18 protein-coding genes are annotated in these 23,060 nt (G+C 39.0%); 1 reads left to right on the forward strand and 17 read right to left on the reverse strand.

Features of this window, described 5'->3' with window-relative positions; all coding sequences use genetic code 11:
• Positions 1–646: 646 nt before the first annotated feature.
• Positions 647–2,212 carry a family 43 glycosylhydrolase gene (locus JL001_RS22220; RefSeq protein WP_200980031.1) on the reverse strand — a complete coding sequence of 522 codons (1,566 nt, stop codon included), beginning with the start codon at positions 2,210–2,212 and terminating at the stop codon, positions 647–649.
• Positions 2,213–2,515: 303 nt separating this feature from the next.
• Here JL001_RS22220 and JL001_RS22225 point away from each other — a divergent pair, with 303 nt between their 5' ends.
• Positions 2,516–3,061 carry a 2'-5' RNA ligase family protein gene (locus JL001_RS22225; protein WP_200980033.1) on the forward strand — a complete coding sequence of 182 codons (546 nt, stop codon included), beginning with the start codon at positions 2,516–2,518 and terminating at the stop codon, positions 3,059–3,061.
• A gap of 108 nt (positions 3,062–3,169) precedes the next feature.
• Here the strand turns inward: JL001_RS22225 and JL001_RS22230 are convergent, their stop codons facing one another.
• The 16 genes from JL001_RS22230 to gmd form a co-directional block, all read right to left on the reverse strand.
• The gene (locus JL001_RS22230) at positions 3,170–4,252 is read right to left on the reverse strand and encodes a hypothetical protein (RefSeq protein ID WP_200980036.1); all 1,083 of its coding nucleotides are present in this window, start codon (positions 4,250–4,252) and stop codon (positions 3,170–3,172) included.
• An 875-nt stretch (positions 4,253–5,127) separates the two neighbouring features.
• Positions 5,128–6,237, reverse strand: coding sequence for a glycosyltransferase family 4 protein (locus tag JL001_RS22235; RefSeq protein ID WP_200980037.1), 1,110 nt, complete (start codon positions 6,235–6,237; stop codon positions 5,128–5,130).
• A gap of 104 nt (positions 6,238–6,341) precedes the next feature.
• Complete coding sequence (locus tag JL001_RS22240) at positions 6,342–7,478, reverse strand: YjbH domain-containing protein (protein ID WP_200980038.1); 1,137 nt, start codon at positions 7,476–7,478, stop codon at positions 6,342–6,344.
• Positions 7,479–8,024: 546 nt separating this feature from the next.
• The gene (locus tag JL001_RS22245; RefSeq protein ID WP_200980039.1) at positions 8,025–8,732 is read right to left on the reverse strand and encodes an outer membrane beta-barrel protein; all 708 of its coding nucleotides are present in this window, start codon (positions 8,730–8,732) and stop codon (positions 8,025–8,027) included.
• A 276-nt stretch (positions 8,733–9,008) separates the two neighbouring features.
• On the reverse strand, positions 9,009–10,091 hold the full coding sequence (locus JL001_RS22250) for a hypothetical protein (RefSeq protein WP_200980040.1): 1,083 nt from the start codon (positions 10,089–10,091) through the stop codon (positions 9,009–9,011).
• A gap of 630 nt (positions 10,092–10,721) precedes the next feature.
• Positions 10,722–11,498, reverse strand: a complete 777-nt coding sequence (locus JL001_RS22255; RefSeq protein ID WP_200980041.1) for a YjbH domain-containing protein — start codon at positions 11,496–11,498, stop codon at positions 10,722–10,724.
• Between the two features lie 183 nt (positions 11,499–11,681).
• Entirely contained in the window at positions 11,682–12,581 is a 900-nt protein-coding gene (locus JL001_RS22260; RefSeq protein ID WP_200980042.1) for a polysaccharide deacetylase family protein, read from the reverse strand.
• A complete protein-coding gene (locus tag JL001_RS22265) occupies positions 12,578–13,747 on the reverse strand; it encodes an ATP-grasp domain-containing protein (protein WP_200980044.1) in 1,170 nt (389 codons plus the stop codon). The genes JL001_RS22260 and JL001_RS22265 overlap by 4 nt, the downstream gene beginning before the upstream one ends.
• 2 nt (positions 13,748–13,749) lie before the next feature.
• Positions 13,750–14,310 carry an acyltransferase gene (locus JL001_RS22270; protein ID WP_200980046.1) on the reverse strand — a complete coding sequence of 187 codons (561 nt, stop codon included), beginning with the start codon at positions 14,308–14,310 and terminating at the stop codon, positions 13,750–13,752.
• A complete protein-coding gene (locus tag JL001_RS22275; RefSeq protein WP_200980048.1) occupies positions 14,303–15,073 on the reverse strand; it encodes a WecB/TagA/CpsF family glycosyltransferase in 771 nt (256 codons plus the stop codon). The genes JL001_RS22270 and JL001_RS22275 overlap by 8 nt, the downstream gene beginning before the upstream one ends.
• Positions 15,074–15,077: 4 nt before the next feature.
• Positions 15,078–16,184 (reverse strand): CapA family protein, encoded by a 1,107-nt coding sequence (locus JL001_RS22280; protein ID WP_200980049.1) that lies wholly within the window; start codon positions 16,182–16,184, stop codon positions 15,078–15,080.
• Complete coding sequence (locus tag JL001_RS22285; RefSeq protein WP_200980050.1) at positions 16,185–17,279, reverse strand: glycosyltransferase family 4 protein; 1,095 nt, start codon at positions 17,277–17,279, stop codon at positions 16,185–16,187.
• Positions 17,276–18,166, reverse strand: coding sequence for a glycosyltransferase (locus tag JL001_RS22290; protein WP_200980051.1), 891 nt, complete (start codon positions 18,164–18,166; stop codon positions 17,276–17,278). The genes JL001_RS22285 and JL001_RS22290 overlap by 4 nt, the downstream gene beginning before the upstream one ends.
• Positions 18,163–19,302, reverse strand: a complete 1,140-nt coding sequence (locus JL001_RS22295) for an EpsG family protein (RefSeq protein ID WP_200980052.1) — start codon at positions 19,300–19,302, stop codon at positions 18,163–18,165. Before JL001_RS22295 ends, JL001_RS22290 begins: the two co-directional genes overlap by 4 nt.
• 26 nt (positions 19,303–19,328) lie before the next feature.
• A complete protein-coding gene (locus JL001_RS22300) occupies positions 19,329–20,552 on the reverse strand; it encodes a lipopolysaccharide biosynthesis protein (protein WP_200980053.1) in 1,224 nt (407 codons plus the stop codon).
• Between the two features lie 236 nt (positions 20,553–20,788).
• Positions 20,789–21,949 carry a GDP-mannose 4,6-dehydratase gene (gene gmd, locus JL001_RS22305; protein WP_200980054.1) on the reverse strand — a complete coding sequence of 387 codons (1,161 nt, stop codon included), beginning with the start codon at positions 21,947–21,949 and terminating at the stop codon, positions 20,789–20,791.
• Positions 21,950–23,060 lie beyond the last annotated feature (1,111 nt).

Below are 23,060 nucleotides of genomic sequence, written 5' to 3' on the forward strand. Positions count from 1 at the left end.
GAAATAAATCAATAGGAATATTCCCTCCTATTTCTATACATTTCTAATTAAACAATAAGGAATAAAAACAGTGAAAACTTAAAATATTATATTGAGTTTATTTACAAACAACATATTTTACTTTACTATTTACATAAAAAATGAAATTTAATAACTTGATCAAATTATTAAATCCAATAAAAATATACAGATTATTTATCAACAATCAATTTTTACCCTATGAAACCCATATTTAACCTAAAAACATTAAAACTATATTATCAGGGTTAAAAACAAACCGAAATCCTGAACTTTTGCAATTTTTTAACAAAAAACTTTAAAAATTAAAACTAACATATTAATTAACACTTTATTAGTTTATTACAAAAATAATAAACAAAATACAATTTATTTATCGCAAACTATCAACTGGTATATTTTTTTGTTTGATAATATAAAATCTTTCGAATTAATCCTCCTATTTTTCCCACACTATTTGTGCAATCACTTTTCTCCATGGTCTTAGTACACCAGCTCGACCGTGCCTCCCCAAGCATTTGTATCTTCCCCCCCCCCTGAAAACACAAGAGTCATTTCAACCAAAACAACAAAGCTGGACACCATGGCCCAGCCTTGTTTAATCAAATATTTTCCATCACCCACTTACTTAGGGATAGTTCAGTTCAAAGGATTCAAAAGCCCCACTCTTTTCTCCTTTCACAAAGATTCCCGGCTTGACACCCCACTGCCAAAACTCTAAAAAATCTCCAACTACCTCAGTTGTTCCTTGCTGGTCGATAGCGATATCTTGCCAATCCCCTTCAGCTTCTTGATAAGCAAAGGCTATCTTATGCCCTTCCTCCACCTTAGCTTTTAACACTACACCTTCACTTAACCGTAACTGTAATGATGCCAATTCTTCCCATTCACCATTTCTTACTTCAAAAAGAGTCAACTTTCCACCTTGAAACCCCAAACCAATACTGCTATCATGTGTCCCATAAACCAGAATGCCCTTCATTACATCAGACTGACTGTTCAACTTAGCCCTCACTTCATAACTTGGCCTCTGAGGGATAACAGACAATGCCATATCAATGGGACTATTTTGATGCTTGGCCTTTCCTCCTAAATATAACACTCCATCCTTGACCTCAGTTGCTGGTAAGAAGCTGGCCAGATCCCAACGCCAAAATTCACCTAATTGATCCTGATCAAATTCATCCTTGATTCCTGAAAGCTCTTGCTTCTTCACTTGTCCTTCCATCAAATCCAATGTTTTAAAATAGGGCCATCCGGTTTTTTCGTCCCAACTTAATGGACTCAGCAACCCTGATCTACCCATATAAGGAAAACCTACCTTTTGATAGGCATGATACAGGTAATACCATTCCTCATTACTCGTCATGATGGGCGTTCCATGCCCAGGACATTTCCAATCTCCAAAATCTGTCAATATGGGATTACCGCCATATTTCTCCCATGGACCTTCCATATGTTTGGCCCTGGCTACACCTACCTTATAATCACAACCACCTCCACAACAGGCCGCACCGGAATACAGCAGGTACAAATATGCTCCGTTTCGGACAATAGACTGCCCTTCAATGCCCCCTCGCTCCCAGGTTTCCGCTTCAGCTGTGACCACTTCAAACACCTCTCCCTCCAGTTCCAATCCATTTTCTGATAATTTAGAACCCAAAATCTGGATCGGTTTATCCGGGTTTAGGCCATAAGCTTTCCAAGTAACATAGCCTTGCCCCTCCACCTCATTGACAAAGGCATCTATGCTCTCCGAACCCCATTCGATCAAAACTCCATGATCTTCAAATCCTTTTTGGATATCTCGGGTACTGGCCACACCAATACAGGATACGCCATCCTTTCTTTTGGCGGTATAATAGCAAAAAAAGGTTCCATCCTTATAATACAGTTCTGGCGCCCAGAAACTGGACATGGTCCATTCGGGAGCTTCCATAAAGACATAATTTTGAAATTCCCAGTTCACCAAATCTGTCGAACGGTAAATGGGATAAATGGGCGCCCAGTCATTGGAAGTGCCACAGGCATAATAGGTATCCCCTACTTGTATCACAGAAGGATCAGGAAACTCACCAAGGATCACAGGGTTCTCTATAGGTAGGTTGGAAACCAGTTCAACTTGATCTTGTTGCTTATTTCCGCTACAACCCCAAACGAGTGTTAACAATAAAAATAAAATAGGTTTATTCATAGGTTTATCGATTTAGTGACTAAATATAGGGAGATTAATGGAAATATCACACCTTAAATGATAAGCTTGGATCATCCTTCCTGACCCGGTTTATTATTGATCACCTAAAAATGTAAGCCATAACTCTATCGTGATGGCTATTGGAAAGTAGAGTAATTAAAGCCATCATTACACCTCTACAGGTTTCCAGTTCTAAATGGCTTTATCTACATATAGTATTAACAATATGTTTATTTAACAAACTTATCGTGGTTTACTAAACAAACATATACTATTTTAGTATAGATAAAACCGGATATAATTATGAACTATTTATTGGTATTGAACACTGGGAAAAGAGTGGAAAGCAGAATTCATAAAGCTAAACACCTTTTGGGAGAAAAAATCGGTCCATTCCCAAGTATGAATAGCAAAGCTCATATGACTTTAATGGCAATTTCCACATCAGCTTCATATGCTGAAATAATTTTCGATGATTTGAGCGAGCAGCTTATAAATTTTCCAGCCTACGCTGTTAATTTCTTAGGAATTGCTGCCTGGGAACATCAAAAAGTGATCTATGCCTGCCCGAGTCAAGAAGAAACCATAGCACTTGGAAGTCAACTAACCTTGATCTTGTCAAAATATCCCGGGGTCAAGGTTTTTCACTCCCTTCGAGAAGGAAACGGAACGGCCCATACCACTATTGCACGTGGATTGACCCAGTGGCAATTTGAAGTAGCCAAAGATTGGTTATTGCCTATCCCCTTTCAAGATAGCTTTATAGTAAAGGAAATAGTAATTCTCAAAAAGTTAAATCCACGTGATCCCTGGGAAAAATTAAGGACTTTAAAATTAGGAGGTAATTGAACAGACATAAAAAAGTCCTAGGATTGAACTTCCTCGGACTTTTTTCCTCTTCAATTCAACCTCACATTCGAACGATCCTTGAACTGACTCCAAATACAAAAAATATATTTAATTCCCTCCACCCTGATCGTGACAAGTCTTTAGGGATCTTTCCAGTATTTCGTTGGACTGATTTATCCTTTCTTCATAATAACCGGCTAGTTCCTCTGTCCTCATCTCGTACAAACCCAATACTGTTGCTTTTTCTTGGTCTCTCGACTCCTCCAACAACTCCATTACCTGATCACCATATGTTTGAAGGGTCAAACGCCCTTGCACAGCATATATCACTGCATAATAGCGCATAGTTTGCCCCAGTACCACGCTAAATCCATTCATTTTATTGATAAGACCGAAAAGGTGGTTAACTACATTCCGAAGTTCTTCTTCTTGGCTTTCGTAATGGGTATCAAACAACGATGACCGAGTAGTATAGCGCTCATCTGCTTCTCTTACTCGACGGCCGTAATTCTCATCCAAAACCGCAATGACCGAATCTCGCTGATGGTCTAGCGACATTATTTTATTATCATAGGCCTGATTAGCTGCATCAGAACATGCATCAGTCAAAGCTGTTATTCGAAAATTGCTCAGCTCTTCCCAAATGCCCTCCGTGGAACCTCCTACCATTTTAAGTCGGTTTCCCTCTCCTGCCCCCATACCTAAAGTCATACTTGGCAACACAGCCAGCACCTCCTCAGGTGCCTGTTCCAAAGCAGAGACCAGTTCATCATAAGCTTCATCCAATTCTTGATCTAGGTCCAGTATTCTCTCCAATCCAGCCGCATCTATACTGTTTGCAGCGCTTTTGAACTCTGCAGAAAGACCATCTGCAAAATTAAAAACAAGGTCAAGATTGGAACTGGTCTGAGCATTGATTTCAGCTTCAGAATTGGCCGTCTCCAAGTTGGTTATTGTTGCTAGGGTAAGTGGAGGGTTTTCAATCCCCCCAATACTTGGTTCTACCACCTCTGGGTCTGGATCCTCCACAGCCGGGATATCCGTCACCGCTTCGAATTTTTTACTTTGATAATCATAAGGATCCAATGTTTCCAGATCTTTCTTACCACATTGCGTCAGCAGCAACAAAACCAGCATTAATGGGGCAGGTATTAAAAACTTCTTCAACTGCATATTTCTCCTCTTTATCATATAATTGGTTATTTGGGGTAGATAGGAATATAGCTATGGGAGTATAAACTAAGCATAGCTTTAAAGAATTATCCCCCTTTATCTGAAAAGCCCAATCAATAATTTCCCCTTCATCTCCTTCTGAAAATCAAGGAATAACCCAAGCCTTGACTATCCAAATTTTTACACCAAGGTAAGCACAAAAACTCCCTTCCTTCCGATTAATTTCGTTCAATTTATTTTATTCACCAAAAAACAAGACGCAAAAAACAAAAAATTGGACAGTTTGTAGATATAAGACGAGAGACGCTAGACATTAGACAATCAGACAGCAGACTTTAATCTCCCTTCTCATGTCTCAAGACTAGCTACCTGTCTACCACCAAGAAGGTTTACCTTACTTTAGGAAGGTTTAATACTCAAATAACATCTGTGTTTATCTGTGTCCATCTGTGGACTATAGTTTAAGGCACTAGACGCTAGACCCAAGACACTAATACCATACACTAGACTTTAATCTCAAGTCTCACACTTCATACTTCCCTCTTCCAACTTCGTACTTCCCACTTCAAGCCTCCCACTTCCTACTTAATCACCTGTGGACCATATCATAAGACATTAAATACTAGACGATAGACACTAGATATCAGATAATAGAATTAAGATCAAGTCTCATGCCTCCATCCTCATAAACAAAAAGACCTGCTCTTTCAAGCAGGTTCCTCCTAGTTTGGACTGGTTTAATTCTTTATATATATCCACTATTTTACCAGTTTAGCCTTTAAAGCGCACCCCAATAATTATTTACATTAAATGGTCAATTGCCTCAGCCTTCCAACTTCGTACTTTCCACTTCCAACTTCATACTCCCCCCTTCGTACCTCCCTCTTCCCACTTCAATTGTTTCTTTGAAGCTTATAAGGAGAGCCTTCAAGTACCCTTGGGGAGTTGCGGACATTTTGACGAATTTTTCGTAAAGTAACCACATTGATCACGCTTCCCATACTGATGGTCATGGTCACCACTATCGGCAGTACCACCATATCCCCAAAAGCACTGCAGGAAATGATTACCCCAATAAAGAGCAGCTTGGTACTCCCCAACATTAAGGCCACCTGATCATGACCGTAGCCCATGCGCAACAGAAAGTGATGGATATGGGACTTGTCGGGTGAAAAAGGTGACTTCCCCCTTCTAATCCTGCGCACAAAGACCCTTAAGGTATCATAACAGCAGATTACCATCATCACCAAGCCACTGGCCAAGGGCGCCTGAAAGCGATAAGTGGAAGACTCGGGTAAAATATGGCCATTGGCCTGAATAAAAAAGATACTCATACTGGCCAAAAATAAGCCCAAAGGCAAAGAGCCCGTATCACCCATAAATATTTTGGCAGGATGCCAATTAAAGATCAAAAAGGCCAACAATGCCCCCAGCATCGCCAGACACATCAAACCCTCGGAAACAAAGCCTGCATATAGGAACCACACCCCTAAAAATGTACAGGATATCAAACACAAGATACCCGCCAAACCATCCAAGCCATCAATCAGGTTATAGGCATTGGTCAAGCCTACCAACATAAATACACTCAATCCATAACTCAACCATAAAGGCAATTCTCCTACCCCTAAAAAGCCATAAAGACTGTTGATACGGATATCCCCTAAGACCACCACTAAGATAAAGGCAAGCAGTTGTCCCAGCAATTTATGTAAAGCCGACAATTCTTTTTTATCATCCCAAAAACCAACCCCCATCAAAATCCCCATGCTGATCAGCACATATTTCATTTGCGACATCTCCTCATAAGCCACATTGATCAGCACCGCCGTACCAAATGCCAGAACAATTCCAATCCCCCCCATTGAAGGGACTGACCTATCATGGATTTTCCTGCCTCCAGGATGGTCCATGATGTTGCTTTTCTTGATTAAGGAAATTACCAGGGGCAAAACAACTATGCCGGTGATAAAAGACAGGGTAAGGGTCAGGATTACTTCCATGGTTTGAAATTAGTATTAAAAGTGGTGCTTGTTTAGGTTTAGCTCCAAGGGAGCACTATTTTATTGCTAATACATTTATCGTACAAATTGCAGCAGGGGCCCCATTATCGACCCTGAATAAAGAATCCGTTATATTGACGGGTAATGTCTCCAAGCTTAGGCATGCCCAGCCTAAAGCTTCTATTGACAGATTGTTCATTATTATAGGTATACTCCCAACGAAACTCCTCCGTGGTCCGTAATTCCAGCTTTTTGCCCCGTAATATTTTACCGGGAAACAAGGGAAAGGCAAATTGAAACCCAATGGTTCTTCCATTTTCCGACAAAGAGCCAAACAGGCCGATATCTACATTGCCAAACTGCTTGATCATATCCAATCTAGCCCCCAAATCATCATACAAAAAACGTCCGCCTGTCAGTCTAAAACTTATATCCTCTATGGGCGTCCGGTACTCCACATCTGTCAAAAACATCAGGTCTTCTAAATCCCCAGAATAAAATTGTCCTCCCTGGATCACATATCCTCCAGTATAAGCGACTTCCAGGCCCAGGCTCCATCTTTTGTCCAATGGTGCCCAACGGTATTGCAGGTCCAGCCCATAGCGGTCCGAAAAAAAAGTACCTACACTCAGTAGGCTATAATGAACATTTTGCCACTGCTTAAAATAGGTCAATTGACTGGGTGCCCATCTGTGTTTAAGGTCCTGACCATCCAGTGAATTTTGTATAGGAATCAGCAAACCCGTTTGCACGCTTAACCCCGGCAGCAAATACACCCTTGTATCAAGAATCACATTAGTTTTGGTCCTGACAGGTTGTTCATAGTAGCCAAAGCGGGCAGTCACATCCGGTACAATACGGAAGTGAAAGCGATAAGCCCCTATTCGATTTTGTGCTTTGTAAAAGGAATACTCATCTTCATTCAAAGCCCTGACCTCCCCCTTATTGGCTGCGTACAAACCCATGGGGCGGTTATGATAGAGCGGTACAAAGAAGACTTTTTTACCCTCCACTTCACCCAATACCCTTTGGGCATATTCCATGCTGTGGATGGGGTTTCTGAAATTCCTATGCTCAAAATACACTTTGATGCTATCCCCGTTTTCCCTGATATGAATTTGCTCAAATCCTTGTTCAAAGAGCTGGGCCTTCCACAGGGCCGCTTGATCGAGGTCCTGGGCATAAAGCACCCTCCCCCCAAGCAACAAGCCAAACAGCAAGCCTAAAACATATTTTAACATCTCATGCTTTTTTATTTTTTCCTAGATGTTTGAATTAGATGCTAGAATTTAGACGCTAGACATTAGACCTATCTGCCGCCAAGCAGGTTTACCTTACTTCAGGAAGGTTTACTTCTTACTTCCCCCTTAATCACCTGTGGACTATAGTTTAAGACACTAGATATCAGACGCCAGACCTTATACTCCCTGCCAAATCTCACTTCTAATGACTCAAGACTAGCTTCTCAATACTCAAATAACATCTGTGTTTATCCGTGTCCATTTGTGGAATATAGTTTAAGAGGCTAGTAGACATCAGACGCTAGATGTTAGACAATAGACTTTAATCTCATATCTAACCTCACATGTCTTATGTCTCAATACCCACTACTCCCTACCTGTGTCTGCCGCCAGGCAGTTTTACCTTACCTTAGGAAGGTTTACCTTACTTCATACTTCCAACTTCTTACTTCCAACTTAATCATCTGTGGACTATAGTTTAAGACACTAGACATTAGACCTGTATGCAACCAGAAAGGTTTACCTTACTTCAGGAAGGCTCAAAAATCAATACCATTCGCTAAAATTATAGGTCAAATAAATCCCCAATTCTATTCCTTTAACATCTACTTTATAGTCTTGGGGGGCTTGCCCCACCTCACTGGCATACAACTGATTGTATGAGCCCATATTGTACCGCCCCTCTAAGGCCAATCCCAAAGTACTACTGAGCACATACTCCAGCCCTGCTTTGAAATGCAAACCAAAGCTACCTCCTTCAAAGGTATTGGTTTCAATGCTGTCATCTCCTTCCGAAGCCACCCGTTCTACCTTGTTCTTGATATAATAACGGTTGGCACCTGCGCCGATGGAAGCATTCAACTTGTCCTCCACCAAATCATCAAAATTATAGACCAGTCCCAGGGAAATTGGTAAGATCAGTTGTTTGTTTTCCAATGACAATATGGGACCCTCATCAATCTGGCTTTGCCCTTCAAACTTGGCCATCCATAAAGCCAATCGGGTATCCAAGGCCAATCCGCCAGCAAGCCCCAGCTCCACACTCAAGGTGGGCATCAAGCTGCCTTTTGTAAAACTCCCGTCATTTTCCTCATTTCCTAAAAATGCCCGCTCATCATATCCGTTATAGGATCGGTTCCAATAGGACATGCCTATTCCCAGGTGGTTAAACTCTATTTGGGCTTTTGCAGGAAAAGTTGCCAAGGCACCAAAGGCCATGGTCATGCATAGTAATAATAAGGTACTCTTTTTCATTGTGTGGTACATTATGGATAGAAATTTCCCCACCTGGTGAGGCAGGGACAAGCTTCAACCGAAAAGAAAATACCCGGACCAATGATATTGGCCCGGAGATTTTCCTTTTTCAGTAGCAAGCTTATCTAAAAATACTATTGTACCCATTCAATTGCAAACAATATTTATTTTGTTGCTTCTACCCATCATTTAGCACTTTATATTAAGATCATGCTGTATCCATATTTTGAATCATGCATAAATCCTATGTGCCGCTTATTTAGGGTTATCCTAAATTTAGTTGCCGCTACCTTGGTTGTGACAAGCTTCAAACGCAGCTTCCAAAAGTTCGTCAGCTTTTTCCACGCGCTCATTGTAAAGCTCCATCACTTGGGCAGTTCTCATTTCTTTAAGCTCCAAAGCCTTCTCTTTTTCAGCATCTCTCTTTGCCTCAAGCATAGATACTACCTTGGCGCACCAAACTTCAATTGTAGTTCGGGCATGAACGGCATAGATGACTGCAAAATAACGGATGGTTTCTGCAAAAGATGCACTGAACGCTTCAATTTTATCGGCTACATTATACAAAGCAATTACAGAAGTCCTGAGTTTGGCCAACTCCACTTCATAATTTTCATCATGGTTAGCCTTACGAGTGGTATATCGCTCATCAGCTTCAGTTACCCTTCTCTCGTAATTTTCTTCAATAACCGTTAAGGCACTTTCTTTTTGCTCATCCAACTTTTGGATTTTTTCATCATAAGCTTGCTGAGCAGCATCAGAACAAGCACCAGTCAAGGCCGACATACGGTAATTTGGGATACGCTCCTCAAAGAACTTAGCTACCTCTTCAGCCTTTACTCGGTTTCCTTCTTCAAGGATATCGAAGTCTTCGGTCAACTCCATTTGAGGCAACATCGCCAATACTTCAGTAGGCGCATCTTCCAAGGCTTTTTCAGCCCCTTTGAAAGCCTCGTCCAAAGCTTGGTCTGCATCCAAGATCTTGTCCAAACCAGCCTCGTCGATTTCTTTGGCGGCAGTTTTAAAATCCGCTGATAAAGGAGCGGAAAAATTACTGATCTGCTCCAAGCTGTTTTTAGTCTCAGTGCTGATCTCACCTTCTGAACCCGCCCCTTCCAAGTTTGAAATGGCCGCCGTGGTCACCTCTGGGTTTTCTACACTACCTGTCTCAGGCTCCTGTACTTCCGGCTCTGGATCTTCCACATCAGGGATGTCCTCAACAGCTTCAAATTTTTTACTTTGGTAATCATAAGGATCCAAGGTTTCGATGTCCTTTTTGCCACAATTGGCCAAAAACAAGATAGCGAAAACAAGGCTTAGGGCCTGTAATCCCCGCCATTTCGTTTGATTAATTTTCATAATTAAAAGATTTAGATATTAGAAAAAGGTTTAAATGGTGAATAAATTTTACGTTTTATGATTTTTCACATTATCCTGTTCGACACTGTTTTTTGCCAGTACCACATCAATGAAATACTTGCTTAGGTCTACAGTTTTTTAATATAAAGCTTGATGGTCAGTAGGTTGCTGGGTGTGCAAAACCTTAAGGGTATGATCTATAAAAAGCAGTCATGTCTATTTTTAATCCTTAAAATATGGTCAATATTATTACTAGTACATGGGATCATATCCCCACTCTTTTCACCCTCAGAAATTTTCCCCAAAACTACTACTAAAACCTATTTTAACCAACCATTATTTGGTAAATAAAACACTTTATACCCGGTATTTATTTATTGACTTACAAAAATACATATTTATAAGTAGTTAATAGACTATATAGCCCTGCTCCCCTTGATGCAGTTACCATAGTCCCAGTGACTGTGCTGGTCATTATTTGGCTGGGGAATTAGTCAATTATTACTCCTACTACAATCAGAATAAGCATTGATACATAAAATTAATGGGTGTTTATTGTTTTGCCTCTGCTTAGTTTTCTATTTTAAAGGAAGTACTTGGGTAACGCTTCCCCTCAAACCGTAGAAACCATTAATTGTCTACTTTTCTGGTCTTTTCATATTGTCTCAACTCCTTCGGCTTAAAATCCAAAGGAAATTGCATAGATACATTAAAGCCCAACTCTTTTCCTTCAAAAGTGTAAGCATTTAGACTAAGCCAATTCTTAACCTCCACAAAAATACCCGCATTCACTGTGCTGGTATTGTACTCCACCATGACTCCTCCCCAATCTATAGGTCTATAGGAAGCCCCACAAAAAAAACCATTCAAATAATGATTGCCAAACTCAGTCTTTTTTCTAAATCGATAAGGGGCATTCTCAGAATAATCACCTGCCTTCCGACCATAATAATAGGGTAAGCCATAACCAATTGAGCCAGAAAAATCCCCATAATTTGATTTAAAGGTTTTACTTGCCACTAAGTAGTCCTGGGAAAGTTTGGGGTCACTGGATCCGGGCGCAGTCAATACCAAAACAACTGAAGGAAATAATCTCCTTTCTTTAAATAAGTGAAACCGGAAATCGAAATGTCTATCCCCAACCCCTACCTTATCAGGTATCTTAGGGCGATAGGTTAAGGTAAAATTCACTTCTAAAAACTCTACGATCCCCGCTCTTACACTATAAAAATTGGTGGTGTTGACTTCTGATATTCCCCCTCCCTTTGGTACATAAGTTTGTGCATAGGCATAAGGAACATAGCCAAATGAAAACCCAAGATTTCTTTCGGCATTCCATACAGCCGATGGTGTCGTCATATAGCCAGACTTGCCCAACATATTTACTTGGGCCCTTAGGGCTAACACACTCGCTCCATTAATTAAAAAATAAAAAACTATTATCCTCAAATGAAGATATGATTTTTTCAAGGATACCTTTCTCCTATAAACAATTTGTTTCTTGATCCCATCCATTGAGTTACCCTTAACTTTTCGAAAACCCTTCGAAATAAATCTAAAAAAGCCGCTCAACCAAGTATAAATCACCCGCTAAACGGACAATTCTATAACAGGCGGAACTTTCTCATACCACTCCTGAAGATCCAAATTGATCACCTTTGCAGCACTCCAATCAATCCTTTTATCAGCCGTTTCCAAATCTATAAACTCAAAATCCGTCAGTAGGCTTCTCAATTTCTTTTCCGTGGAATTTAAGCCGTAGTAACTTTTAAACTGCCTTAGTTTTGACAAACCAGGAACAATGGGCTGTGATGCATCAAAATCTCTGGGATGAAAATAGGTCATCGTATAATTCGAACTTGAAGTCCAGCTTTTAAGCAAAGAATAGGGAAACAGACGCAAATAACCACCCCCAGAAAAAACAATTTTTTTGCCCAATATGGAATGTAGATTGATAGGAAACTCTTTAATTCTCATTCCTTCTATTTCTATCCAACTTGGCGCTGCTTCTCCAAATTCAGGAAAACCACCATGGCTTCTATTTGCAGGAAAAACTGAACAGTCAATTTCAATCCCATTCAGCAGCATTTTTTCAAAAGCCCAGGCATTGGATTGCATGATTGAAAATCCAGGTGCCCTAAAACTCCTTACACGCTGGCCGGAGACATCCTCCAGTTTTTTGATGGAGTAAACCAAATCTTCCACAAAACTATCGGGATCATGTTGAAAGATAAGCTTATGGTTAGTGGTATGGCTCCCGATTTCATGACCATGGGCTGCAATCTGCCGGATTACTTCCGGATACTTCTCTGCTACCCATCCCAAGCAAAAAAAGGTAGCTTTTTGATCAAATTCTTCTAGAATACTGAAGATCAAATCCATATTCTTATGCAACCGATTTTCAAATTTCTCCCATTTATCCGGTGTGGCGGTTTCGGGATTATCCAAGATATGAAACCAGTCCTCAATATCAAAAGTTAAAATGTTCATCTCATTCCTGATTTTTGTTTTCTAAAACTTGGGTTTAACTGTTTTAAAAACCCTCCTATCGTTCCATAGATAAAGGGCATTGGATCACTCAAACTTCCTTCCTGATAGAATACATCTCTACCAAAGAAATGAAACCAACTAGGCTTCGAACTGAATCTATTTTTACTGTATAACATCCACAGAGAGTCCAAACCAAAATACCTCAAATATTTTCCGGGATTATAGGTGTATTTTTTGGCAGTGCCTCCCAGTGATTCCGCTACAATATTCTGTACAAAATCTACCCCGGATACCAAGGAAGACTTAATGCACGCAGGAACACGTGGATTGATTTCCATAATCTTTACCTGGCCATCCCGACGGTCTTCGATCAAATCGAAATCTGCGAAACCCACCCATTTTAATTCCTTCAAAACATTATGGCATACTTCTACTAATTCCGGACTTTCTATGCTCTGGTTGCAACAGCTACTTCCTCCGTTTTCCGGGTAAAACCTGATCTTATGGATCACGGTCGCATTGACCAGTGCTTGGTCCCTGCCCACAAAAAGCTGCACCTTAAACTGTCTGCCCCCTGAAGGAATAAATTCCTGAAGATGACTGTCTCCAAATTCCTTGAGTACTCCAGACACTCGTTCCTGGAATTCCTCGTAGGAATTGACCAAGGTAATTCCCCTCCCCCCCGTGGTCTTGTTGGGTTTGATTAAAGCAGGATACTTAAAACCCTGCATCCCATCTACGGGCTGATCATGTGATAAATCTATGGTTTGCGGATGGGGAAAATGATGCTTTTGGCACAAAGCCATCAACTGGTTCTTATCATAACCTCTGTCAAATACCTCCCAGTCCGGGATCAAAAAGCCCGCATAAGGGGACAGCTTTTCCTTGAATTTGCTCAAAAGGGTCGCTGAATCATCATTCAAAGGAAACAATACATCGATCTCATTCTGCTTTAAGTAATGGATCAAAAATTCCAAATATTCCTCTGGATGCTTATTTAATGAAGGTGATAGGATCTTCTCCTTAACATATTTGGTCCTGAATCCATATGACATTTTATCATCGCAAAATGACACGGCTTCATAACCTAATTCATGTAAAAATTTGGCGATAGCAATCGCCTGAACGGTTTGGCCGTCCAATAAAAGAACTCTCTTTTTCTTCATGATTATCTTCTCGAGGAAATGATTTTAGCTGGAATACCTCCTACGATCGAATAAGGCGGTACGTCCTTATTGACAACTGATCCTGCTGCAATAATAGCTCCCTTTCCTACGTTTACCCCTGCAAGGATTATTGACCCGGCACCTACCCAAACATCGTCATCAATAACCACCGAAGCATCATAATATGCCTGGTTGATAGAGGGAATATCGGTGCGGTCAAATACATGGTTGAATGCAAATATCATCACATTTGCGCCCGTATGAACATAATTCCCAATTCGTATTTCTCCCCTTTCCTTTCCGGCTTGAAATACATTATTGTGGTTGATCAAACAATGATCGCCTATAGTAATTCTTTCGGCTTGACGTAAGATGACCGTAGGGTGCACTTTTGACCTTCCTATCCGGGCCTTTTTGTTTCCAATTACATAATTTACTATATAATATGCAAATAACCGAAATGAATGACGAATAAATTGTAATGAGAAAATAGCCTTGATTATTTCTGTCAAGTATTTTCCTTTGGAAGGCCTGTCAAAATCCACTAAATGTTTATCATTCATACGCCCTCCTTGATGATCCCCGTTCCAAAATTATTTTTACGGCAGACTGCATTAGAAAAAAAATATAGCGAGGGTATTTTTTCAGAAATTCCATGGGCCTTTCTTTAAAGCGCCAAAACACCCCTGTAAGTCCTAGCTTTTGAACACTCGCAGATGGCATCTTGTACTCTCCCAAAAGGTACCTGAAAGCCGCCCCTACATTGATAATGATCTTGTGGTCCGTATGTTCAATTAACTTGGACGAAAACACATCCTGCTTGGGTGATCCCAACGCTAGCCAGACGATGTCACATTTGCTTTCATTGATCATCTTGCCAATGGCAGCATAATCATAATCCTCTAGATCCTTAAAGGCAGGAGAATAAGTACCAACTATTTTTGTTTTCGGATAGGCCTTGACATATTTATTAACCAATAGACCCAAGACCCCTTCTGTATCTCCCAATAAAAAATGTTTGATTCCCGATACTTCATCAGCCATCATGCTTTCCATCAGCTCAGGACCGGAAATGCGCTCCAAATGGGATACCCCTGCCAGTTTCCCCAACCAAACCAAAGGCATGCCGTCCGGGATGATCGCCAGGGCATTGTTTTGGATTTTACAATAGGTAGGGTCTTGACTGGACAAATAAGCAGTCCGGGTATTGGTCACACAGATATAGCCATTCTTTTTTCCTGCATTTTCACAAATCCAAGAGGATAACTCCTCCTTAGACCTGGTAGATATCATAAGCTTGCCCGCCTTAAACTTCTTCCTTTTCATATCATTAAAGCATATTTTTATCTTCTAGGTTATTACGCATAGAACTAGTATCCTTCATTGCCCATCGAGCCATATTTTTAAAGTCTTTAAATCTTTTAAAAAATAGCTTAATTAATGATAAAACCCCTTTATACTTTATTTGAAAATGAATAGTTGAGATAGAATGTAAAATTATCTCTTTTTTATATTGCTCCTTGTAAAACTTCTCATATTCATTAGAGTTTTCTTTGAGCAGCTTTGAAACACTATTCCAACTATTTATAATTTTTTCTTGCTGTTTCTCATTTGGAAAAACAGTACTCAAATCTTTTGATATAAAAGTCGGTTTGATGCACCAATCCAACAACTCACTATTTTTTATTGTAACATCTAAAACACATGCCTTTCTTCTCCTTTCAGATTGTCCATCCATAATAAAATCACCAATGCTATAAAAAATAGGTTTGCCTTTGTAATATTCCATTCCTCCTAAAACATGAGGATGAACAGTGACTATACAATCTACTCCTAAATCCACCTTTTCATGCAGTATTTTTCTAAAAGCAGGGTTTGGAAACCTAGTAAACATTATTCCTCCGTGCGCATACAAAGCCACAAAATAGCCGAGGTCCTTGTATTGTTTAATCTTTTTATCAATTATGGGGTTTTCCAACCAAAGTAGCTTCTTATCAAAATGTTCATCCATCGGAACATTTAGAATGTCCGTACAACAGATAATAGCTACCTTTTCTCCATTATTGTTTATTACTAATGGTTCATATTCTTGGTCATAAAATCCATTATGTCCAACTTTTTTCTTTTCTAAGTGTTTTATAGAATCAATAACCCCAACATTCCCTGCATCATTGATATGATTATTAGCAAGTGAAAATCCATGAATATATGAAACCTTATCCAACATGGTTGGGGTACCAACAAAATTCATTAAATCTCCTTCATCTTCTGGAATTGTTGATATTGGGGCTTCCAAGTTAGCAAAAACATAATCGGACTCTTTTAAGTGAACAACAACATTGTCCTCTACTATGCTATCAGAGTTTTTTAAAAATCTTTTACTGATATCTCTGCCGAGCATTACATCACCAAGAAAGGTAAGTTTAATGTAACTCATTTAGTTTGATGCCTCTTTTAAAATATTCAATAATCTATTTTCAAAAATTCTAAGGGTAAAATTCTTAAGGAACCTATCTCTTCCATTTTTGCCCATTGTTTCTCTCAAATCAGAGTTAATCAGTAATTCCTGAATATGGTCTGCTAAAGCGACAGTATTTTTTTGTTCAATTAAAAATCCGGTCTTGCCATTACTAATCACACTTGGTATACCACCCTCGAATGTTGAAATTATTGGTAGGCCATGTTGCATTGCTTCAAGATTCACAAGGCCAAAAGTTTCATAAGGATAATATGTTGGGAAAACAAAAATATCTGATTGTGAAAAAAGTTCTGATTTTGTATCTCCTTCCACTTTTCCACATATCTGAATATTCTCTCCCAAATTTCTTTCTAAGATTTCATTTTGAAGTTGAACATAAGAAACATCCCCCTCATTCCCTGCAACGTAGCATTTAAAATCTACACCCTTTTTTCTAATGATATGACAAGCGTCTAGCAACTCATAAATACCCTTTGACTCTATTAAATTAGACAAAAAAAGAATTGTTGGAATACTATTTATTTTCTTATCGCTTAATTCTACTGAAGATTCAGGTATCCCATTCGGGCAATAAAACACTTCATCTTCTTTGACATATTTACTTATATCATCGTATAAATAAGGAGAGAGCAAAATTACTTTAGTTTTAAAAAACAAATTTTTATACAATAAATGATTTAAGTATTTTTTATTCAGTCCTGCTCCTTTATTATGTAAATGAAGGATAATTCTTGAATTAAATAATCTGACTAAAAATACAAGTATTGAATCCTTTAATAATCCTTTTCCCAGCATAGCTGGAGATAAATAAACTATATCAAACTTATCGTTGATAAGTGCCTTAAAAACATTTTTATAAACCCTTATAAATGCCAACAATTTATCTTTACCACCTTTACCTATATCTTGAACTTTCTGAGAAGTCCCAATATTAATGAAATTAGTGTCGAAGTTTTTGTTTATTACATCACTATTAACAATCTGTTTAGCTACAACCGACGAGCCATGAATAGGGGGAGGTAGCGTCAACAAAAACAAAATTCTTTTTTTCACTTTCTTAGTATTTTACCAATTTTATCGAGAACTCTAGCTTTTATTGAAAACTTCATCCTAAACTCTTTAACGAGCATGTCATCAACACCTTGATATTTTTCAAATAAATAGCTCTTCTTATTGCTCTGATCTAAATTTGTTTCAAACCTTTTTGTTTCAACTGTATGTGTAGCATTTGAACTAAAACCTACACTATACAGTTTTGAAGATGAAGGAAATACCGTGACCATTCCATTCTTAAACTGATGATAACAAAATCTAATTGCCCACGAATCAATCCTTCCATTCATTTGAGCTGATAGCATTTTGCACATATCTGATCCTCCTCTATTAAACCTCTTCTTGAGGCTAGTACTCTTAACAAAATCTTCATAATCAGAAACCTCCCAGTCTATTTGCTCCCATCTATTCCGCCATGTACCCCATCCCCATGAAGAAGCTCGAAGTCCGAAATAATAGTCTCCTCTTCCAGGCAAGCTTGGTAGGTCAAGTGTATAACCAGATACTGAAATTACATTTTCATCATCTTCATAAAATTCCAGCCCCTGATTCATAAAGTTCAGAAAATTGGGAGCTGTAACCAGATCGTCTTCCAATACAATTACCCTTTTATGACTTTCCAAGACCTTGGTTACGCCTCCTATGATGGACTTGGCCAGGCCTTGGTTTTGAGGGCTTTCGAATATTATTACTTTCTTAAACCCCTCGATGGACTTCAGGTAAGACCTTACCCCAAGGACCTTTTCTTTACCGCTCTCGCTTTTCCACCCATCGGAGAAGATGTACAGTTCGGAATCACCGGCCAGGTAATTGGCACGTAATGCTTCCACCGTTTTTTGGGTTTCTTCTAGCCGGTTATAGGTAAAGAGGCAAATCGGTGCATTCATATATTTTTTATTAATAATACTGCCTTTATGTTTTCATACTGCCATACCCCATTGATCAGCTTATAGACAAACCATACAATAAATACAGTGGAGACCATGCAAATTAGCTCACCAAGACGGTGATTGAACTTTCTGTCTATATATCCCAAGAACAGGTACCAGGCCACTGGAAAGAAAAAATACAAATAGAAGCCAAACCTTAGGGCCAGTTCGGTATTATTTAAGTTTACCAAAACAAATGCAAAGATCACAATGGCCAAATAGAATGTTAAATTCCCCCCCTTAATTTGTTGGTTATTCTTAGCAAAAAACCCTGCAAACAATATCACCAAGGTAAATAATATGATACCTAAATTGCCCAAGGGTTCCAGATCAATCGATTCTGTTTGATTTATTCTGCTAAAGACGTATGACAGAAATGGTAAAGAAGAAAATATTCGCTCCAAAACAAAGGCATACTTAAACAGGATAGTGAATATAACACCAGAAAAGATCAATACCGTGATAGTCCTTTTCAAAGAAACCGGTTTCATCATACCTGGCAAAAGGGCCAAGATGAAAATAAATGCCGTACTGTGGGTAAAACATGCCAATACCAACAATAACCTTCCCAGCTTTCTATTCCCCCAAAAACCATACTCCACAATAAATACCATAATCAGCGAGGCTGCCAAGAACTGTCTCATCAAATGGGCAGATAATGAAAACAAATTCGGAAAGCCAAAAGCAGCAATGAAGCCGGCAAAAAGAACTAGAGGGGAAAACCCCAGTTTCTCTTGGCACCTAATGATGGCATAGCCTATCAAAAAGTAACAAATCGTGGTATGGGCTATTAAATACAACTTCACATTTCCTGCAAATACTGTGTGCAGTATATAATTATACATAAAAAATGCAGGCTCCTTAAGACTGTGATTGATATAATCCAAGAAACCAAACCCACCTATACTTCTGTAATTTTCGATGTAATTGTATAAATCACTTTCAGGAATTTTGTTGGCATTCAAAACGCCCAACACCGCACTCGATAACAGGCTCAACAACAAAGCATTATCCTTTGTGAAATTCTTAATCAAGCTCATCGCTGAAAAGAAAACCCCCAACAACGGAGAAACAAAGAAATATAGAATTGCCATAGAATGTTATTGAAATTGGTTCTTCGTTAACTTAGTTTTGGCATATTGCCATTTAACAGTTTGTTAAACCAATAAACCTGAAAACCATTATAGATGATATTTTCGATGATTTTGGTCATAAACACACCCAAAACGCCATAATTTAAAACAAGATAGTATCCCAAAAGCACGGCAACAACACTTCTCATTACCAGCAATTGAAAAGCGACATCCGTCCTTTTTACCGCATTCATGGCCACCTTAATTGGCTGGAACAGTATATTGATGGCTTGGTTTATAAAGGGCAAAAATACAACAAATCCCAAACCTGCATACTTTTCACTGAAAAACCATTGGACAATATTATTTCCCATCCCAAGCCCTATAAGCACCAGTATCAAGGCCATGATGAAGAAGATCAGGGTCCATTTCTTTGTCAGTTCTTTTATTTTTCCGATTTCCTTATTGGACCGGACAAAAATCGGTAGCAGATATGCACTCAAGGCAGTCAGGATAGGGTTAATTAAACTGGCAATACTCATCAATATCCCTACAGTAGCTATATCTTCCTTTCTGGACAAAATTAGCAAAAGCCAGGGGTAGACTTGATTGGCAATGTGAAAAAACAAATTGGATCCCAGTAACCATTTCCCCACTTTCCAATTGACTTTTTTGAAATACTTGATCCATCTTAGTTCCACCTTGACCTTTTGATAGTTTTTGAGGTAAAACACGCCACTAATAACCAAATAGATCAAACTGCTTCCCATCAAAAAAAGGTTGAGGCTGGTGTTTCCCGATAAGAAGAAAAACAGTAAGAAGAGGAGGATCCCTCCACCTCCAAAAAGACCACAAATCAGGTTGTCTTTTGTTTTTCTTTCACTCAATAGCATTTCCCTTAAAAAGTAATAAGACAAATAAGCCAGTATATAAAAGATGCCCAATGCAAACAGGTCCGAATCAAAGCCATGATCAAGCAAGTAAAGGACGGGAATCGTTAAAACCAAACCTAGTGTAAAGAACAACTTGAATAAATAAGTGTAGTTTCTGTATTGTTGCACACGGTGTTTGCCAAAATCATTTTGATTAATGGCAAAAGGCTTTGATATAAGAGCACTCTGGATACCTAGAATAAAAAGGGTAATGGATACCAGCAAAACGAAATTAGCATAATCGTTTTTGCTGACATTTCTGGCCAAAACCACCGTAGTAAAGAAAGTAGCCAAGCTCATGATGCCCTGATCTACCATGACACTGATGAGTTTGCTCATTTCTTTTGATTCTACGATTCGTCTCTTTAACCTGATAACCGATTGCATCTAAATTAGAATTGACTAAATATATTCCAGTTGGCCTTCCTGATGACTACCTGTCCAAAAATTATAGCCACGCACTACAACTTTTGACACTGACTTTCCAATGATCCTCTTGATTTACTTCGAATTGATCAAAACCTGAAGAGGTATTGACTTAATTTATACAAATATATGGCCTTATCTCGAAAGACTTACTCGGCTTGGGTCAATACCTTGTGTCCACCTTTCTTCAAATAAAGATCTCTCTGGAAAAGAGCCACATCCGCTTCCATCATATCCGTCACCAAAGCCTGTAGGTCATATTCAGGAATCCAACCCAATTTTTCCTTGGCCTTGGTAGCATCTCCGATCAGCAGGTCCACTTCCGTAGGACGGAAATATTTAGGATCTACCGATACAATGGGGGTTTCAAGTAGGTGCAGTAAAGTGCTTGATACACTCTGCCCTGTGACTTCCATATATCTAGCATCATCGATAGCATCCAAGATCCCCACTTCATTGACTCCTTCTCCTTCGAAGCGTAGCAGCAAGCCTGCATGGGCAAAGGCCATCTTGACAAAGTCCCTTACTGTGGTGGTTACCCCTGTTGCAATAACCCAATCCTCAGCTTGCTCGGCTTGCAGGATCATCCACATCATGCGCACATAGTCCTTGGCATGTCCCCAATCCCTTTTGGAGTCCAGATTACCCAAGAAAATATGTTCCTGTAAGCCCAAGGCGATCTTAGCAGCAGCCCTGGTAATTTTTCTGGTTACAAAGGTCTCTCCCCGTAGCGGCGACTCGTGGTTAAAGAGAATACCATTACAGGCAAAGATATCATAAGCCTCCCGGTAATTGACCGTAATCCAGTAGGCGTACATCTTGGCCACAGCATAAGGAGAACGAGGATAGAAAGGCGTGGCTTCCGTTTGTGGTACCGCCTGTACCAAGCCATAGAGTTCGGAAGTAGAAGCCTGGTACACCCTGGTTTTCTTTTCCAGTCCTAAAAAACGGATAGCCTCTAATATTCTCAGTGTACCTATGCCATCAGCATTGGCCGTATATTCTGGGGTATCAAAGGACACCTTTACATGCGACATGGCCGCCAAGTTATAAATCTCGTCCGGTTGGGTTTCCTGAATGATCCTGGTCAGGTTCATGGAATCAGTCATATCTCCATAGTGGAGCACCAATTGGGGATTTTCTACATGAGGATCCTCATACAGGTGATCAATACGGTCAGTGTTGAATAATGAAGAACGGCGCTTGATCCCATGGACCTTATACCCCTTTTCCAATAACAGTTCCGCCAGGTAGGCTCCATCCTGTCCGGTAATCCCGGTGATCAAGGCCACTTTTTGATTCTTTTCCATTGGTATATTAGTTGACTTTAAAACAGCGCGTACTGAGAAGGCACTGAGTTTCTATTTGTTTTTTCATTGGGTGTCGTCTGTGACTACACCTTACTATGATTGGAAGTATATAATTCCAGTGCCTCAACTTGCCGAATCTTCCTAACTATTGCAGATAGGATATCGCTGTGGTTTCGGTTCAAACTGTCTTTGGTTCAGGAGCTAAGTTCCTTATCACTAATTAATTCAAAAGAATAGGAACCTAAAATACGCCATTTCCGTTAACAAATATATGCTTGTTTGATGTATGACTAAGGCTACATCACCTTAACTTCAATAGGCCTGTTCAATTCTTTTTTACTATTTTTTAATTCTTATAGTTCCACGAAAGAGCGCCTTTCAAAATCGCACAAAGCTTCGCTATTGTCAGTCCCATGATTCCATTTTACAGTCAGCAGCTTGTGCTCGCTTCAGAAAAAACATGGTTACTGAAATGATATCCAAATGGATATGCTCTTTTATTAAAATATGTTGACCCCAAAAATCTCACCCTTCAAAAGCTAACTAACTTATTTTCCCAACAGGAAAAATTTACCAGTTATATCGAGGTGCAAATATGTCAAAAAATTAATTAAAAAAATGGTTTTCATAATTAATTAACTGCATTATTTAAAAAAATAACCTTTTCAGGGTATTTTTTTAAATAATATTCAACAAACATTGTTTTACAGAAACTTTTTTTAATGAAAAACAACAAACGACAAAAAAACATAGATAAAAACACTAATATCAGGTAAAAATATATTTTTTCTAGAAATAAGAATATAAAATTAAATGCCCCATTTTTGTTCAAAAAACAAATACATTGATCAGCAATACATAATATTGTCTAAAACTAAGTCCTTATAAGAACAGAAGTCTTATGTTCTAAAATACTTTTTCCTGACAGTAAAATTCAATTTTTTATATTGGTATTTTTATCATTATTATTGGTATAAGTAACGTAAGTCGTTTGGCCTAATTTATAAAATCATAAGTACCAATATTTTACAGTCTGAAACAACCTGTACCCATTAAAACTGAAATATTGTAAAGAAAATTTAATACAGCTTGAACCTACTTTTAAATCAGT

The sequence above is a fragment of the Echinicola sp. 20G genome (assembly GCF_015533855.1).
In the GTDB taxonomy this organism is placed as follows: domain Bacteria; phylum Bacteroidota; class Bacteroidia; order Cytophagales; family Cyclobacteriaceae; genus Echinicola.

Excerpts from the sequence above, each read along its gene's own strand:
- JL001_RS22270 (WP_200980046.1), bottom strand. The coding sequence starts at position 14,310 with ATGAATGATAAACATTTAGTGGATTTTGACAGGCCTTCCAAAGGAAAA.
- JL001_RS22275 (WP_200980048.1), bottom strand. The coding sequence starts at position 15,073 with ATGAAAAGGAAGAAGTTTAAGGCGGGCAAGCTTATGATATCTACCAGG.
- JL001_RS22280 (WP_200980049.1), bottom strand. The coding sequence starts at position 16,184 with ATGAGTTACATTAAACTTACCTTTCTTGGTGATGTAATGCTCGGCAGA.
- JL001_RS22240 (WP_200980038.1), bottom strand. The coding sequence starts at position 7,478 with ATGTTAAAATATGTTTTAGGCTTGCTGTTTGGCTTGTTGCTTGGGGGG.
- JL001_RS22220 (WP_200980031.1), bottom strand. The coding sequence starts at position 2,212 with ATGAATAAACCTATTTTATTTTTATTGTTAACACTCGTTTGGGGTTGT.
- JL001_RS22300 (WP_200980053.1), bottom strand. The coding sequence starts at position 20,552 with ATGAGCAAACTCATCAGTGTCATGGTAGATCAGGGCATCATGAGCTTG.
- JL001_RS22225 (WP_200980033.1), top strand. The coding sequence starts at position 2,516 with ATGAACTATTTATTGGTATTGAACACTGGGAAAAGAGTGGAAAGCAGA.
- gmd (WP_200980054.1), bottom strand. The coding sequence starts at position 21,949 with ATGGAAAAGAATCAAAAAGTGGCCTTGATCACCGGGATTACCGGACAG.
- JL001_RS22250 (WP_200980040.1), bottom strand. The coding sequence starts at position 10,091 with ATGAAAATTAATCAAACGAAATGGCGGGGATTACAGGCCCTAAGCCTT.
- JL001_RS22265 (WP_200980044.1), bottom strand. The coding sequence starts at position 13,747 with ATGAAGAAAAAGAGAGTTCTTTTATTGGACGGCCAAACCGTTCAGGCG.
- JL001_RS22230 (WP_200980036.1), bottom strand. The coding sequence starts at position 4,252 with ATGATAAAGAGGAGAAATATGCAGTTGAAGAAGTTTTTAATACCTGCC.
- JL001_RS22245 (WP_200980039.1), bottom strand. The coding sequence starts at position 8,732 with ATGAAAAAGAGTACCTTATTATTACTATGCATGACCATGGCCTTTGGT.
- JL001_RS22235 (WP_200980037.1), bottom strand. The coding sequence starts at position 6,237 with ATGGAAGTAATCCTGACCCTTACCCTGTCTTTTATCACCGGCATAGTT.
- JL001_RS22260 (WP_200980042.1), bottom strand. The coding sequence starts at position 12,581 with ATGAACATTTTAACTTTTGATATTGAGGACTGGTTTCATATCTTGGAT.
- JL001_RS22295 (WP_200980052.1), bottom strand. The coding sequence starts at position 19,302 with ATGGCAATTCTATATTTCTTTGTTTCTCCGTTGTTGGGGGTTTTCTTT.
- JL001_RS22290 (WP_200980051.1), bottom strand. The coding sequence starts at position 18,166 with ATGAATGCACCGATTTGCCTCTTTACCTATAACCGGCTAGAAGAAACC.